Origin of the sequence: Aquibaculum arenosum (assembly GCF_029222965.1) — a bacterium.
GTDB classification, from domain to species: Bacteria; Pseudomonadota; Alphaproteobacteria; order Kiloniellales; family DSM-21159; genus Aquibaculum; species Aquibaculum arenosum.
In genome coordinates this window covers 352,187-364,898 of sequence record NZ_JARHUD010000002.1, presented here as the reverse complement: position 1 = coordinate 364,898, position 12,712 = coordinate 352,187, and the positions used below count along the sequence as shown (strand labels likewise).

The following is a 12,712-nucleotide window of genomic DNA, read 5'->3' as shown; positions in this document are numbered from 1 at the left end:
CGACCCCGCGATCCGCTTTAAGGCCGAGCGCTTACTGCGGATGTCGCTTACTCAGCAGAAGCCGTGGCGTCCGTCATGGCGCCCGCTCGCCCCTTGGCCATGTCATAGTCGCGAAAGACGCGCGCAACACGGATCCGGTAGTCTTTGAAAATTCGCGCGCGTCCAGCCTGCTGCGCCGCCGAATGGCCGCTGTGGCAGTACCAGTCTTCGATCGCCGCTTCGTCACGCCAGGTGGAAAGCGAGAGAAACTTTTCCGGGTTGGTCACGGACTGGAAGCGCTCGATGGAGATGAAGCCGTCGATCTTCTGCAACTCTTCGCGCAGGCCCGCAGCGAGCGTGAAGTAGTCGTCGGTGGCCTCGCCTTTCGGCTCGACCTCGAAAATCACCAGGATCATGGCCTCATCCTCCGCCCAGCACTGCGCAGAGGATGCGGGGAAGGCGCGGGCGGGGTCAAGCCGCCAAGCCGCGGCTCAGGTCACCATGACGATCCAGAGCGCTGCCGCGCCCAGGAAGAGGGAGGCGATCAGGCCGCGGGCGGCAAACTCGCGCCAGCGTCGGCGCGTGGCCACTGCGGTGGGGAAGGCAGCCGGGTTTTCCTGCTGCTGGTACTGATTGGATCGGCAGGCGTCCATGCGACCCTGCTCCCGACTGTTTCAGATGAAAGCCGGGTAGGGTTATTTCTCTACCAAGTCAATAGGGAATAGGCGCAACAGACCGGCAGGCCGTCATCATCGCTCGGAGGTGGTGGCATCGTCTGTTTCAGAGGGCCCAGTGTATTCAAGAGGATAGATCACCTCCCGGACGTAGAGTGGACCCCCTGACTGCAGATGGCTAGAGTAGAGGTTGAAGGCATCAACCGTGATGGGGCCCAGTCGGAAGAGAGAATGCTCCATCAGGAAGCGCTCCAGCTTGGGGCCATGCTCGATGCGCCCGCGCGCCAGAGTGACGTGCGGCTTGAACTTGCGCCGGTCGGGTTTCACGCCAGCACGCACACTTGCCTGGTCCACCTTGGCCTGCAATCGTTCAAGCTCAGGGTTGTTCTCAACACCCACCCACAAGGTGTTGATACGTTTACCTTCAGTGAAGACGCCGATTCCCGTTAAGGTCAGCCCGAAGCGTGGAAAGTCGATGCTGTGCAGGGCATCGTCGATATCGCGTGCCAGCCCATGGTCCACGTCGCCAAGGAAGCGAAGGGTGAGGTGGAGGTTCTCAGGCGGCACCCAGCGCGCACCCGGCAGTCCACCGGCGAGGAATTGGAGCCGCTCGCGGACGTCTTCGGGCAGGCCGAGAGCGATGAAGAGGCGCATAGCACGACGCTCCCGCAGAACAGGGGACAAGCCTCTCTGTTAACAGGAAGCGGGCGGCCTTTCAAAAGCCGCCCGCAATTCCCGATCCAACGATGTAGCGTGATGCCTGCGCACTTAAGGGCAGGGGAACGTAAACTCGTGGTGGATCTTCTCGATCTCCGCCAGGATCTCCGGCGACAGGGTAACCGCGGTCGAATCGATGGCGGTCTTGAGCTGCTCCAGCGTCGTGGCGCCGACGATGGAGGAGGTGAGGAAGGGACGCGACAGCACGAAAGCGTGCGCCATCTGCGAGGGGTCGAGGCCGTGATCTCGCGCCAATGTGACATAGCGTCGTGTCGCCTCTTCCGCGCGCGGCGTGAAGTAGCGCGTGTTGTCCGGGAAGACGGTCATGCGCGCCCCGGGTGGGCGGGCGCCATCGAGGTACTTGCCGGAGAGCACGCCGGCTGCGTTCGGCGCATAAGCAAAGAGACCCACATCTTCGCGATGGGCGATCTCGGCCAGCCCCACCTCGAAGCTGCGATTGAGCAGGCTGTAGGGATTCTGCACGGTGACGACCCGCGGCCCAATGCCCTGTTCGGCAAGCTGCAGGAACTTCATGACGCCCCAGGGGGTCTCGTTCGACAGGCCGATATGGCGGATCTTGCCGCTTTCGACCAGCTCGTTGAGCGTCCCAAGGACATCCTCCAGCGGTGTCCAGTCGCCCTCGTCCGGGTTGGGCATGTAGCCCAGCTTGCCGAAGGTGTTGACGCTGCGTTCCGGCCAGTGGAGCTGATAGAGGTCGATGTAGTCGGTCTGGAGCCGGCGCAGACTATCGTCCACTGCCTGGGTCAACTGCTCCCGGGTGAACTTGGGGTAGCCGTCGCGCACGTGCCGGAAACGTGCGCCCGGCCCCACAGCCTTGGTGGCCAGGATCACCTTGTCGCGCTGGCCGCGGCTGGCGAACCACTCGCCGATGATTTCCTCGGTGCGCCCGTAGGTCTCGGCCTGCGGCGCGATGGGGTACATCTCGGCCGTGTCCCAGAAGAAGACGCCGCGGTCCAAGGCGTAGTCCATCTGTGCCAGCCCGTCTTCAAGGCTGTTTTGGCGACCCCAGGTCATCGTGCCCAGGCAGATGAGACTGACGTCGAGATCGGTTCGTCCGAGACGGCGAAGCTCCATGAGGCGTGGCTCCAAGCAGTTTTGAGCAGGTGCGGCTCGGGCAGAGCAGCGACACCGGCAAAAAGGGATGAAGTGCCCCTGGTATAGCCGCAGCGGAGGGCCATGGAAATCGCCGACTGTGGCTCAGCTTTCTGCCTCGGCCTGGTCGTTCACTTCCGACAGCAGTTCTTCGACGCTGGGCAGGATGCGCGCCACAATCTCCGCCACCCCTTCCGCGTTGGGATGGATGCCGTCGCCCTGGTTCAGCGCCGGCTCGGCCACCACACCCTCCAGGAAGAAGGGATAGAAGACGACGTCGTGATTTTCCGCCAGCTCGGGGAAAAGGGCATCGAACTCCGCCGCATAGTCAGACCCAAGATTGCGCGGCGCCAGCATGCCGGTGAAGAGGGTCGGAAGCTCTTCCTCTTCCAGCCGCTCGAGCAGCCCGGAGAGGTTGCGCCGGGTCTCACTGGGGTCCAAGCCCCGAAGGCCGTCGTTGGCGCCCAGCACCACCAGAATGGCGTCCGGCTCGTCAGCCAGGGCCCAGTCGATTCGGGCCAATCCGGCCGCCGTGGTGTCGCCCGAGTTGCCGGCGTTGATCACCTCCACCGCGTGCCCCTGGTCCCGTAGCGCGGTCTCGAGCTGCTGCGGGAAGACGTCGTCCGGGTCGAGGCCGTAGCCATGCACCAGGGAATCGCCGAACGCCATCAGGCGGATCGGTTCCGATGCCTGGGCGATCCCTGCAGTGAGCCCGACCACAAGGGCGAGCGAGGAGAGGCTGGTGGCCAGGCGGCGGGCGATGGGCATGAAGTCTTCCTCTTCGGCAGGGCGCGTTCGTCGATTGCACTGGGGTTCAGGTAGGCGTCGACACGCGCCGGTCAAGCAATGGCTCGCTCTGTCGCATGTCCCGCCTCCGGCGCGCTTCTCGTTGATCGTTTCGCTCTCTGCCCCATATCTGCCCCATGTCTTCCCCATCATCTGCGAAGCAAACGGCACAGAAGGACGGCGCAATGCAGCGAGCTGCTGACCGAGATACGGAGGAAATGATTGCGCTGCAGGACCTGCGCCTCACCTATCGCTCCGGCGCGGGACCGGTGGAGGTGCTCCGCGGCATTGATCTTACGATTCATGCCTCGGAAACGGTTTCGCTCGTCGGGCCTTCGGGCTCGGGCAAGACCTCCCTGCTCATGGTCATTTCCGGTCTCGAGCGGGCCAGCAGTGGGCTGGTGAGGGTGGCGGGCGCCGATCTCAACGCCCTGGACGAGGATGAACTGGCGGCTTTCCGCCGCGATTACGTCGGCATCGTGTTCCAGGACTTTCACCTGATTTCCACCATGACGGCGCTGGAGAACGTGGCGGTGCCGCTGGAGTTTGCCGGGCGCGATGATGCCTTCGATCGCGCAGCGCAGGTGCTGGAGCAGGTCGGGCTGGGCCACCGGCTGGATCACTACCCCGGCCAGCTCTCCGGGGGCGAGCAGCAGCGGGTGGCCTTGGCCCGGGCCTTCGCGCCCGGCCCGAAACTGCTGCTGGCAGACGAGCCGACCGGCAACCTCGATGGCGACACTGGCGCGCGCGTGGTGGAGCAGCTCTTCGCCCTGCAGCGCGCGCATGCAACGACCCTGCTCCTGATCACTCATGACACTCGGCTGGCCGAACGCTGCAACCGCGTGGTGCGGATCGGCGACGGTGCGCTGGTGGAGGATCGCAGGCTGGACGGGAACCGACAGGAATCGACAGGGCTGGAAGCGGAGCCGGTGGCGTGAGCGAGGGTGTGCTGGTCGGCCGGCCCCGCAGCGAGACGCAGCGGCCGCCATCCACGGTCGGTCTGGCTTGGCGGCTGGCGCGACGGGAACTGCGCGGGGGGCTTAAGGGCTTTCGCGTCTTCCTGCTCTGCCTGCTCCTGGGCGTGGCCGCGATCGCGGCCGTGGGCTCGCTTTCGCAAGCGATGCTGGGCGGGCTGTCGGAGAATGGGCGTGCGCTGCTGGGCGGCGACGTGGAGCTGCGGACCATTCACCAGCCCCTCACCGCCGAACAGCTCGACTGGATGGCGGACAACAGCGCGCGCCTGTCCCGGGTCGCCGACCTGCGGGCCATGGCGCGCACTGAGAGCCCCGATGGCGGCCGGCGTCTGGTAGAGTTGAAAGCTGTCGACAGTGCCTATCCGCTGCATGGTGCGGTGGCCGTCGATCCGCCGGTGGAGGGCGCGCTGCCGCTCACCCAAGAGGGCGAACGGTGGGGCGCCCTGGTCGACCCGGCGCTGCTGTCCCGCCTGGATCTCTCCGTCGGCGACAGTCTGCGCATCGGCGAACTTGCCTACGAGGTGCGGGGCACGGTCACCCGGGAACCGGATCGGGCGGCCCGGGCCTTCACGCTCGGGCCCCGCGTGCTCGTCCATGTGGACAGCTTGGGCGCCTCCGGGCTCGAGCAGCCGGGATCGCTCATCTACTATCACTATCGTGCGGATTTGCCCGAAGGCGAGACGGCCGAGTCCTGGCGCAGCCGTCTGGATGCGGCCTATCCCGATGCCGGTTGGCGTGTGCGGGACATCTCGCGCGCTGCGCCTGGCGTCGACCGCTTCATCTTCCAGGTGACGCTCTTCATGACACTGGTCGGGCTGACGGCCCTGCTGGTGGGCGGTGTTGGCATTGCCAATGCGGTGCATGCCTTTCTCGACAGCAAGCGCAGCACCATCGCTACTTTGAAGTGCCTGGGTGCGCCGGGGCGTCTGATCTTCACCACCTATCTGGCGCAGGTCCTGGCGCTCGCCCTACTGGGCATCGGCGCCGGCCTGGCCTTGGGCGCGCTTGCGCCGCTGGTCGCCGGGCCAATTCTCGCCGAGCGCCTGAACTTCCAGCTCCAGGGCGGTTTGCACTGGCCCGCGCTGGCGTTGGCCGCGGTTTTCGGGCTGCTCACAACCCTGGTCTTCACGCTTTGGCCTCTGGCCAGGGCGCAGTCGATTCCGGCTGGGAGCCTGTTCCGCGATGTGGTGGATCGTGCAGCAAGCCGGCCGCCGCGCTGGGCGCTTGTGGCGCTGGGGCTGTCGGGCCTGGCCCTGGCGGCGGTGGCGGTTCTCGGCACCGATGGCGGTCGCGTGTCGTTTGGGTTCGTCGTGGGTGCCGTCGGCGCGTTGTTGCTGTTCCGCCTCGCGGCGGCAGGCATCGCCTGGGCCGCGCGCCAGTTGCCCCGGCCGCGGCGCCCCGGATTGCGACTGGCGCTGACCAACCTCTACCGCCCGGGCGCCAGCACCGGCAGCGTGGTCACCTCCCTGGGGCTCGGCCTGACGGTGCTGGTCGCCATCGCGCTGATCGAGGGAAACCTGCGGCACCAGGTGGTGGAGCAGATGCCGGAAGAGGCGCCGGGCTTCTATTTCATCGACATTCAGCCGGATCAGGTGGAGCGCTTCGATGCGCTGGTGCAGGCCCATCCGGGCTTCGAGTCCATGGAGCGCGTGCCGATGCTGCGCGGGCGCATCACCCGGGTAAACGGCCTGCGGCTGGACGAGATGGAGGTGGACTCGGATGTTTCCTGGGTCTTCCGCGGCGACCGTGGTGTCACCTGGTCGGCGGAACCGCCGGCGGGCAGTCGCATCACGGCGGGAGAATGGTGGCCCGAGGACTACAGCGGGCCGCCGTTGATCAGCCTGGAGGCGCGCATCGCCGAGCAGATCGGCATCGGCCCGGGCGACAGCCTGACCGTTAATCTCCTGGGACGCGACATCGAGGCGGAGATCGCCAACCTCCGACCCGTCGACTGGTCCGAGCTGTCGATCAACTTCGTGATGGTCTTTTCCCCCGGTCTCGTGCAGCAGGCGCCGCAGACCCACATCGCCACGGTGTCCCTGGATCCCGAAGAGGAGGAGGCCCTGGAGGCTGCGGTTGCGGATGCTTTCCCCAATGTCTCGGCCGTGCGGGTCAAGGAGGCCTTGGAAAGTCTCGCGCAGATGCTGCGCGCCATTGCCACGGCGGTCACCTTGACCGCGTCCGTGACGGTTGCGGCAGGCCTGCTGGTGCTGGCCGGGGCGGTGGCGGCCGGGCAGCGGCGTCGGGTCTATGACGCCGTCGTGTTGAAGGTGCTCGGTGCCCGGCGCCGCGACGTGCTGCGTGCCTTCCTCCTGGAGTTCGGCCTGATGGGCGTGATTGCCTCACTGCTGGCGGTCATCATGGGCACGCTGGCAGCCTGGGCTGTGCTGACCACGGTCATGCGTGTCGAGAACTTCACCTTTCTGGTGACACCGGTGGCGCTGACCGCGCTTGTCGCAGTTGCCGTAACCCTCATCTTCGGATTTGGCGGAACATGGCGGGCCTTGGCGCAGAAAGCAGCGCCAATCCTGCGCAACGATTGATGGCACGCGGCGCTTTGATTTGTGCCTTCATGTCGCTTTTCGGAGGCAGTGCGACCGGTTTCTGTTGACCCCATTTCAGGGATCGCCCATATCTGGGTACGACATTTTTCTGTGTTTCAGGAGTGAGGAGCGCCATGGCGTTCGGTCAGGATCGCACCAAGTACATGTCGCGCAGTCAAGCTCAGACTGCGCAGCTAGACGAGGGCCTGCGCAGCTACATGCTGCGCGTCTACAACTACATGAGTCTCGGCGTCGCCTTTACCGGCGCCATTGCCATGATCGTCGCAATGAACCCGGCCCTGGTTCAGGCTGTGGCGTCGATGTTCTGGCTTTTCTTCATCGGTGTTCTGGGGCTTGGCTTCATGGCGCCGCGCATCATGACCTCCAAGTCCGTAGGCGCCGCCCAGATCTGCTTCTGGGTCTATGCGGGGCTTTGGGGCGCACTACTGGGGCCGATGATGGCGGCCTATGCCGCCATTGATCCCATGCTCATCGCACGGGCCTTCTTCATCACCGCGGGCACCTTCGCCGGCATGAGCCTGTTGGGGTACACGACGAAGAAGAACCTGGCGCCGATGGGGGCTTTCCTCGCGATGGCGACCATCGGTCTGCTGATCGCGCTGCTGGTCAACGCCTTCTTTATCCAGGATGGCGCCTTCCAGCTGCTGCTGTCGGTGGTCGTGGTTCTGGTCTTCTCCGGTCTCACCGCCTACGAGACCCAAATGATCAAGAACATGTACTACGAGACCGACGGCGCCGACGTGGCCACCAGGAAGTCGATTTTCGGCGCCTTCATGCTCTATGGCTCCTTCATCACGCTGTTCATCTACATCCTCAGCATCCTCGGGATCATGCGGGAGTAGCCACAGCAACGCTTTCCCTCCTGCGAGGGAGCGAAACGAGAAAGCCCGGTGAAGCTGTCTTCACCGGGCTTTTTTTGTCTGCGCCAAGGCGGTGAGCGGCATGCGGTCTTGGCCCCAAGCCAGAGGCAGATGAGGCCTTGTTCGACCGTGGCTTTCTCTGGGAAGCTGCGCCGGTTTCAAGATCGGAAAAGGAGATCGAGGTGAGTGCCTATCTGATAGCTCTGGTGGAGGTGACGGATGCGGAGGCCTATAAGGCCTATGCGGCCCGGGCGCCCGAGACCATTGCCCGCTACGGCGGGACCTACTTGATTCGCGGGGCTCAGCCCAAGGTCATGGAAGGCGACTGGCCGATCGACCGTATGGTGGTGTTGGAGTTCCCGGATATGGCCGCGGCCGAGCGCTTCTACAGCTCACCCGAGTACCAGGAGATCCTCCCGCTCAGGCAGGCCGCCTCGAAGGGTGCGGTGGCCATCCTGCCCCGCTACGAGGGATAGCGCTCCGCACTATAGCAGCAGGGCGCCGGCCGCCAGCAGGAGGGCCAGCGCGGCCAAAAGCATGGCCCGGCGGATGCCGGCGGCCTGTCGCTTGGCGTCGGTGAAGGCGGCCACCGTCTCGGGATGCAGGCGCAGACCGCCTACCGCTGCCTGCTGCACGATGCTTTCCATCTGGGCCAGTGTCGCAGGCAGGCGTTCCAGGCCTTCGATCATGGACTGCCCGGCATCGCGCACCCTGGCCTGGGGGCCACGGTGTGCGCGCATCCAGTCGGTGATAAGTGGTTCGGCCAGCACCCAGATGTTCAGGCTGGGGTCGAGATGGCGGCTCACCCCTTCGGCCATGAGCATGTTCTTTTGCAAGAGCACGAGCTGCGGCTGGACGCTGAGGTTGAAGGATTCGGTCAGACGAAAGAGCTGGCCGAGCAGGCGCGCAAAGGAGATGCGCGCCAGCGGCCGGCCGAAGATCGGCTCGCACACCGCGCGCAGGGCCTGGGCATAGAGATCCATGGACTGGCCGGGCGGCAGGTAGCCGGCATCCACCTGCACCTGAGCCAGGCGGCGATAGTCGCGCGCCAGGGTGGCCAGCAGCATGTCGGCCAGAAAGGTGCGGGTGCGGTGATCGAGACGCCCCATGATGCCGAAATCGACCGCCCCGATGCCACCGTCGGCGGTGACGAACATATTGCCGGGATGCTGGTCGCCGTGGAAGAAGCCGTCCCGGAAGACCTGATTGAAGAAGATGGCCGAGGCCTTGCGCAGCACCTCGGTTAGGTCATGACCGGCGGCCAGCAGAGCCTGGCGGTCGTCGAGGCGGATGCCGGACAGCCGGCTCTGGGTCATGACCCGCCGGGCCGTGCGCTCCCAATCCACGGCGGGAACCTGATAGTCCGGGTCGCCTTCGAAGTTCTCCCCCAGTTCCGAGGCGGCTGCGGCCTCCATACGCAGGTCCATTTCCGTGCGCACCGTTTCCTCGAAAAGCCCCACCACCTCCACCGGCTTGAAGCGGCGAAGGCGTGGCTGGGTGCGCTCGACCAGATAGGCGAGGTAGTAGAAGAGCTGCAGGTCCCGCTCGAAGGCACTTTCAATGCCCGGACGCAGAACCTTGACCGCCACTTCCCGGCTTTCGATCTCCGGATCCTCTTCGCGGGTAATGGCGAAGTGGACCTGGGCGATCGAGGCGGCCGAGATCGGCTTCTGCTCGAAGTGGTCGAAAAGATCGTCGAGCGGTCGCCCCAGTTCGCTTTCCAGGATGTCGCGCGCTTCCTCGAAGGAGAAGGCGGGCAGGCGATCCTGTAGCTCTGAAAGGTCGGCCGCCATCTGCTCGCCAATCAGATCAGCACGGGTGGCAAGGAACTGCCCGAACTTGATGAAACTGGGTCCCAGTTCGGTGAGCGCCCGTGCCAGCTTCTGCCCCGGTCGACCGCTGCCTGTGCGGCCGCCGACGCGTCGCAGCAGGGCGATGAGCGTGGGGTAGATGCCGAGCGCTTCCACCGCGGAAAGGGCATCGTGGCGCCGCAGGACGCGGGCGATGGTCAGCAGACGGAACGGCAGCCGCAGGGTGTGACGCATGATGCTAGAGGCGCCAGGCGGAATGGATGGCCGCGATTCCGCCGCTCAGATTGCGCCAGCGCGGCTGCTCGAGCCCGGCATCGGCCATGCGGGCCGCCAGATCGGCCTGCGGCGGAAAGCGGCGGATCGACTCGACAAGGTAGCGATAGGAATCGCGGTCCCGCGCCACCACCTGGCCCAGCCTCGGCAGCAGCTGGAAGGAATAGAGGTCGTAAAACCGGTCCAGCACAGGCAGCACGACCTGGCTGAACTCCAGGCAGAGGAAGCGCCCACCCGGCTTCAACACGCGGCGCGCCTCGCTCAGGGCATCCTCGATTCGCGTCACGTTCCGCAGGCCGAAAGCGATGGTGTAGGCGTCGAAGCTGCGATCGGGGAAGGGCAGGCGCTGAGCGTCGCCGCAAATCCACTGCAGGCCGTCCAATCGTCCGCTGTCGATGGCCCGGTCGCGCCCCACCCGAACCATATCCTCCGTCAGGTCGCAGACCATGACCTGTCCCTGACCCTCCATGCGCTCGCGGATGCGAAAGGCGATGTCGCCGGTGCCGCCGGCAACGTCGATCACCTGCCAGCCGGGGCGAGGCCGCAGCCAAGAGACCATTTCATCTTTCCAGAGGCGATGGATGCCGCCGGACATGAGATCGTTCATCAGGTCGTAGCGCGCCGCCACATTGGTGAAGACGTTGCGGACCAGCGGGGCCTTTTCCGCTTCCTCGACCTCGCGGAATCCGAAGTGCGTGGTGCGGTGCGGCGGGTTGGGAGACTGCTTCCTGGACATGGCGCGCAAGATAGCCATCCCGGGCCGCTTCGGCTACTCTGCCGCGACCTCAGCAATCAAATCGACAGCACCCATGCCAGAACTGCCTGAAGTGGAAACGGTCCGGCGCGGTCTGCAGCCTCTGCTGGAGGGGCGGCGGCTCGTCTCGGTGCTGCAGCGCCGGCCTGATTTGCGCTTTCCCCTGCCGCTGGATTTCGTGGCCCGCCTCGAGGGGCAGCGGGTGGAGCGCATCGACCGGCGCGCCAAGTACCTCCTGCTGCATCTGGACAGCGCGGAGGTGCTGCTGGTGCACCTTGGCATGTCCGGGCGCATGCTGCTGATCGACGACCCCGACTCCGTGGCCCTGCTGCCCCACGACCACATCGTGCTGCGCACCGAAGAAGAACGGGAGGTGCGTTTCAACGACGCTCGGCGCTTTGGCTATATGGATATCATTCCGGCGGGCGAGCTTGCGGGACATCGGCATCTGGCGGGGTTGGGCCCGGAGCCGCTGGGCAACGACTTCAATGGTCCGGTCCTGGCCGCGGCGCTGGCGAAGAAGCGCACGCCCATCAAGGCCGCCCTCCTGGATCAGCGGGTGGTGGCCGGCTTGGGGAACATCTATGTCTGCGAAGCGCTCTACCACGCGGGCATCGCGCCTGGTCGCCTGGCGTTGACGATTGAGGAGCATGAGGCCGACGTACTTGCTCAAGCCATTCGCCGAGTGTTGACCGAGGCCATTGCCGCGGGCGGCAGCAGTCTGCGTGACTATGTGCAAACCTCTGGCGAACTGGGGTATTTTCAACATTCCTGGGCGGTCTACGGGCGTGAAGGGCTGGCGTGTCCGGCCTGCGACTGCGGTGGTCCGCCGGCCGGCGGCATATCGCGGCTTGTGCAGTCGGGGCGCTCCACGTTCTATTGCTCGCATCGGCAGCGGTGAGTCGCTGGCGCCTGCGCCGCGGCCTGCCAAGCCCAAACCCCTTCAAGGAGACACTCATGGCCTACGAGAACATCCAGGTGGAGAAGAAGGATGGCGTCGGCATCGTCACCCTGCATCGGCCGCAGGCCCTGAACGCCCTCTGCGCAGCGCTGGTCGACGAAGTCGGTCAGGCAATGCGTACGTTCGATGCGGACCCGGAGGTCGGCTGCATCATCCTTACCGGCTCCGAAAAGGCTTTCGCCGCCGGGGCCGACATCAAGGAGATGAAGGACAAGAGCTATCAGGACGTCGCCGACGAGGACTTCATCACCGACGACTGGGAGGTGATCACCACGATCCGCAAGCCGGTGATCGCGGCCGTTTCCGGTTATGCCCTGGGCGGGGGCTGCGAATTCGCGATGATGTGCGACTTCATCATTGCCGCCGACACGGCCAAGTTTGGCCAGCCGGAGATCAAGCTCGGGACCATCCCCGGTGCCGGTGGCACGCAGCGCCTGACCCGCGCGGTTGGCAAGTCGCTTGCCATGTATCTCTGCCTGACCGGCGACATGATCGATGCGGAGACGGCTCTGCGTGCTGGCCTCGTGGCCAAGGTGGTGCCGGCGGACAGCCTGCAGGAGGAAGCCATGAAGGCCGCGAAGACCATCGCGGGTCTGTCGCAACCAGTGGTGCGGACCTGCAAGGAATCGGTCAATCGTGCCTTCGAGACCACGCTCGCCGAAGGCATGCGCTTCGAGCGGCGGCTGTTCCACTCGACCTTTGCGTTGGACGATCGGACCGAGGGCATGAGCGCCTTTGCCGAGAAGCGCAAGCCGAACTGGAAGAATCGCTGACCCACAGGGCCTGCTTTGGCCGCCGCTTGGGCCAAAGTTCGGCCCGGGTTGTGCGGCCGGCAGTCCTTGACGCAGCCGGGCTCGAGCAGTATATCGCGCCCTGAAACACGCTTATCCAACGGGATCAATTATGGCCAACCACAAGTCCGCCCAAAAGCGGATCCGCCGCAATGCAAATCGTAGCGAGATCAATGGTGCGCGCATGGGGCGCATCCGCACCTTCGTGAAGAAGGTTGAGCTGGCGATCGCCAGCGGCAACCAGGACGCCGCTAAATCGGCGCTGCAGGCCGCTCAGCCGGAGCTGCACCGCGGCGTTACCAAGGGCGTGCTCCATCGCAACACCGTGGCGCGGAAGCTCTCCCGCCTCAGTGGCCGCATCAAGGCGATGGCCTGACCCAAGGCTGACAGCCTCTCCTTACGGGGCGTCAATCCACACAGTCGGTAAAGTGGGCACCGGGCTTCCCGGTGCCCAT

The 12,712-nt window shown here is 65.4% G+C and carries 14 protein-coding genes; 7 read left to right on the top strand and 7 right to left on the bottom strand.

Annotated elements, in window-relative coordinates; all coding sequences use genetic code 11:
* Positions 1-47: 47 nt before the first annotated feature.
* From P2G67_RS04585 to P2G67_RS04565, 5 genes are all read right to left on the bottom strand, one after another.
* Positions 48-395 (bottom strand): antibiotic biosynthesis monooxygenase family protein, encoded by a 348-nt coding sequence (locus P2G67_RS04585; RefSeq protein WP_275820489.1) that lies wholly within the window; start codon positions 393-395, stop codon positions 48-50.
* 75 nt (positions 396-470) lie between these two features.
* Positions 471-632: a hypothetical protein gene (locus tag P2G67_RS04580; protein ID WP_275820487.1), complete on the bottom strand. Its 162-nt coding sequence runs from the start codon at positions 630-632 to the stop codon at positions 471-473.
* Between the two features lie 96 nt (positions 633-728).
* On the bottom strand, positions 729-1,307 hold the full coding sequence (thpR, locus tag P2G67_RS04575) for an RNA 2',3'-cyclic phosphodiesterase (protein ID WP_275820485.1): 579 nt from the start codon (positions 1,305-1,307) through the stop codon (positions 729-731).
* Positions 1,308-1,421: 114 nt separating this feature from the next.
* On the bottom strand, positions 1,422-2,465 hold the full coding sequence (locus P2G67_RS04570; RefSeq protein WP_275820484.1) for an NADP(H)-dependent aldo-keto reductase: 1,044 nt from the start codon (positions 2,463-2,465) through the stop codon (positions 1,422-1,424).
* Positions 2,466-2,588: 123 nt separating this feature from the next.
* Positions 2,589-3,251 (bottom strand): arylesterase, encoded by a 663-nt coding sequence (locus tag P2G67_RS04565; protein ID WP_275820482.1) that lies wholly within the window; start codon positions 3,249-3,251, stop codon positions 2,589-2,591.
* A 203-nt stretch (positions 3,252-3,454) separates the two neighbouring features.
* Between P2G67_RS04565 and P2G67_RS04560 the strand changes: the two genes are divergently transcribed.
* The 4 genes from P2G67_RS04560 (at position 3,455) to P2G67_RS04545 (ending at position 8,143) form a co-directional block, all read left to right on the top strand.
* Positions 3,455-4,207 carry an ABC transporter ATP-binding protein gene (locus P2G67_RS04560; protein ID WP_275820480.1) on the top strand — a complete coding sequence of 251 codons (753 nt, stop codon included), beginning with the start codon at positions 3,455-3,457 and terminating at the stop codon, positions 4,205-4,207.
* Complete coding sequence (locus P2G67_RS04555; protein WP_275820478.1) at positions 4,204-6,786, top strand: ABC transporter permease; 2,583 nt, start codon at positions 4,204-4,206, stop codon at positions 6,784-6,786. The genes P2G67_RS04560 and P2G67_RS04555 overlap by 4 nt, the downstream gene beginning before the upstream one ends.
* 134 nt (positions 6,787-6,920) lie before the next feature.
* Complete coding sequence (locus tag P2G67_RS04550) at positions 6,921-7,649, top strand: Bax inhibitor-1/YccA family protein (RefSeq protein WP_275820476.1); 729 nt, start codon at positions 6,921-6,923, stop codon at positions 7,647-7,649.
* Positions 7,650-7,849: 200 nt separating this feature from the next.
* Positions 7,850-8,143: a DUF1330 domain-containing protein gene (locus P2G67_RS04545; RefSeq protein ID WP_275820474.1), complete on the top strand. Its 294-nt coding sequence runs from the start codon at positions 7,850-7,852 to the stop codon at positions 8,141-8,143.
* A 9-nt stretch (positions 8,144-8,152) separates the two neighbouring features.
* Here P2G67_RS04545 and ubiB read toward each other — a convergent pair whose 3' ends face one another.
* Positions 8,153-9,712, bottom strand: coding sequence for a 2-polyprenylphenol 6-hydroxylase (gene ubiB, locus P2G67_RS04540; protein ID WP_275820472.1), 1,560 nt, complete (start codon positions 9,710-9,712; stop codon positions 8,153-8,155).
* 4 nt (positions 9,713-9,716) lie between these two features.
* Positions 9,717-10,487, bottom strand: a complete 771-nt coding sequence (ubiE, locus tag P2G67_RS04535; RefSeq protein WP_275820470.1) for a bifunctional demethylmenaquinone methyltransferase/2-methoxy-6-polyprenyl-1,4-benzoquinol methylase UbiE — start codon at positions 10,485-10,487, stop codon at positions 9,717-9,719.
* Between the two features lie 73 nt (positions 10,488-10,560).
* Here ubiE and mutM point away from each other — a divergent pair, with 73 nt between their 5' ends.
* The 3 genes from mutM to rpsT all read left to right on the top strand — a co-directional run bounded on the left by mutM (position 10,561) and on the right by rpsT (position 12,633).
* Positions 10,561-11,406, top strand: a complete 846-nt coding sequence (gene mutM / locus P2G67_RS04530) for a bifunctional DNA-formamidopyrimidine glycosylase/DNA-(apurinic or apyrimidinic site) lyase (RefSeq protein ID WP_275820681.1) — start codon at positions 10,561-10,563, stop codon at positions 11,404-11,406.
* A 56-nt stretch (positions 11,407-11,462) separates the two neighbouring features.
* Positions 11,463-12,239, top strand: a complete 777-nt coding sequence (locus tag P2G67_RS04525) for an enoyl-CoA hydratase (protein WP_275820468.1) — start codon at positions 11,463-11,465, stop codon at positions 12,237-12,239.
* 130 nt (positions 12,240-12,369) lie between these two features.
* Positions 12,370-12,633 carry a 30S ribosomal protein S20 gene (rpsT, locus tag P2G67_RS04520; protein WP_275820465.1) on the top strand — a complete coding sequence of 88 codons (264 nt, stop codon included), beginning with the start codon at positions 12,370-12,372 and terminating at the stop codon, positions 12,631-12,633.
* Positions 12,634-12,712 lie beyond the last annotated feature (79 nt).

Coding starts and splice junctions, on each gene's coding strand:
- P2G67_RS04585 (WP_275820489.1), bottom strand. CDS start 395: ATGATCCTGGTGATTTTCGAGGTCGAGCCGAAAGGCGAGGCCACCGAC.
- P2G67_RS04580 (WP_275820487.1), bottom strand. CDS start 632: ATGGACGCCTGCCGATCCAATCAGTACCAGCAGCAGGAAAACCCGGCT.
- thpR (WP_275820485.1), bottom strand. CDS start 1,307: ATGCGCCTCTTCATCGCTCTCGGCCTGCCCGAAGACGTCCGCGAGCGG.
- P2G67_RS04570 (WP_275820484.1), bottom strand. CDS start 2,465: ATGGAGCTTCGCCGTCTCGGACGAACCGATCTCGACGTCAGTCTCATC.
- P2G67_RS04565 (WP_275820482.1), bottom strand. CDS start 3,251: ATGCCCATCGCCCGCCGCCTGGCCACCAGCCTCTCCTCGCTCGCCCTT.
- P2G67_RS04560 (WP_275820480.1), top strand. CDS start 3,455: ATGCAGCGAGCTGCTGACCGAGATACGGAGGAAATGATTGCGCTGCAG.
- P2G67_RS04550 (WP_275820476.1), top strand. CDS start 6,921: ATGGCGTTCGGTCAGGATCGCACCAAGTACATGTCGCGCAGTCAAGCT.
- ubiB (WP_275820472.1), bottom strand. CDS start 9,712: ATGCGTCACACCCTGCGGCTGCCGTTCCGTCTGCTGACCATCGCCCGC.
- ubiE (WP_275820470.1), bottom strand. CDS start 10,487: ATGTCCAGGAAGCAGTCTCCCAACCCGCCGCACCGCACCACGCACTTC.
- mutM (WP_275820681.1), top strand. CDS start 10,561: ATGCCAGAACTGCCTGAAGTGGAAACGGTCCGGCGCGGTCTGCAGCCT.
- P2G67_RS04525 (WP_275820468.1), top strand. CDS start 11,463: ATGGCCTACGAGAACATCCAGGTGGAGAAGAAGGATGGCGTCGGCATC.
- rpsT (WP_275820465.1), top strand. CDS start 12,370: ATGGCCAACCACAAGTCCGCCCAAAAGCGGATCCGCCGCAATGCAAAT.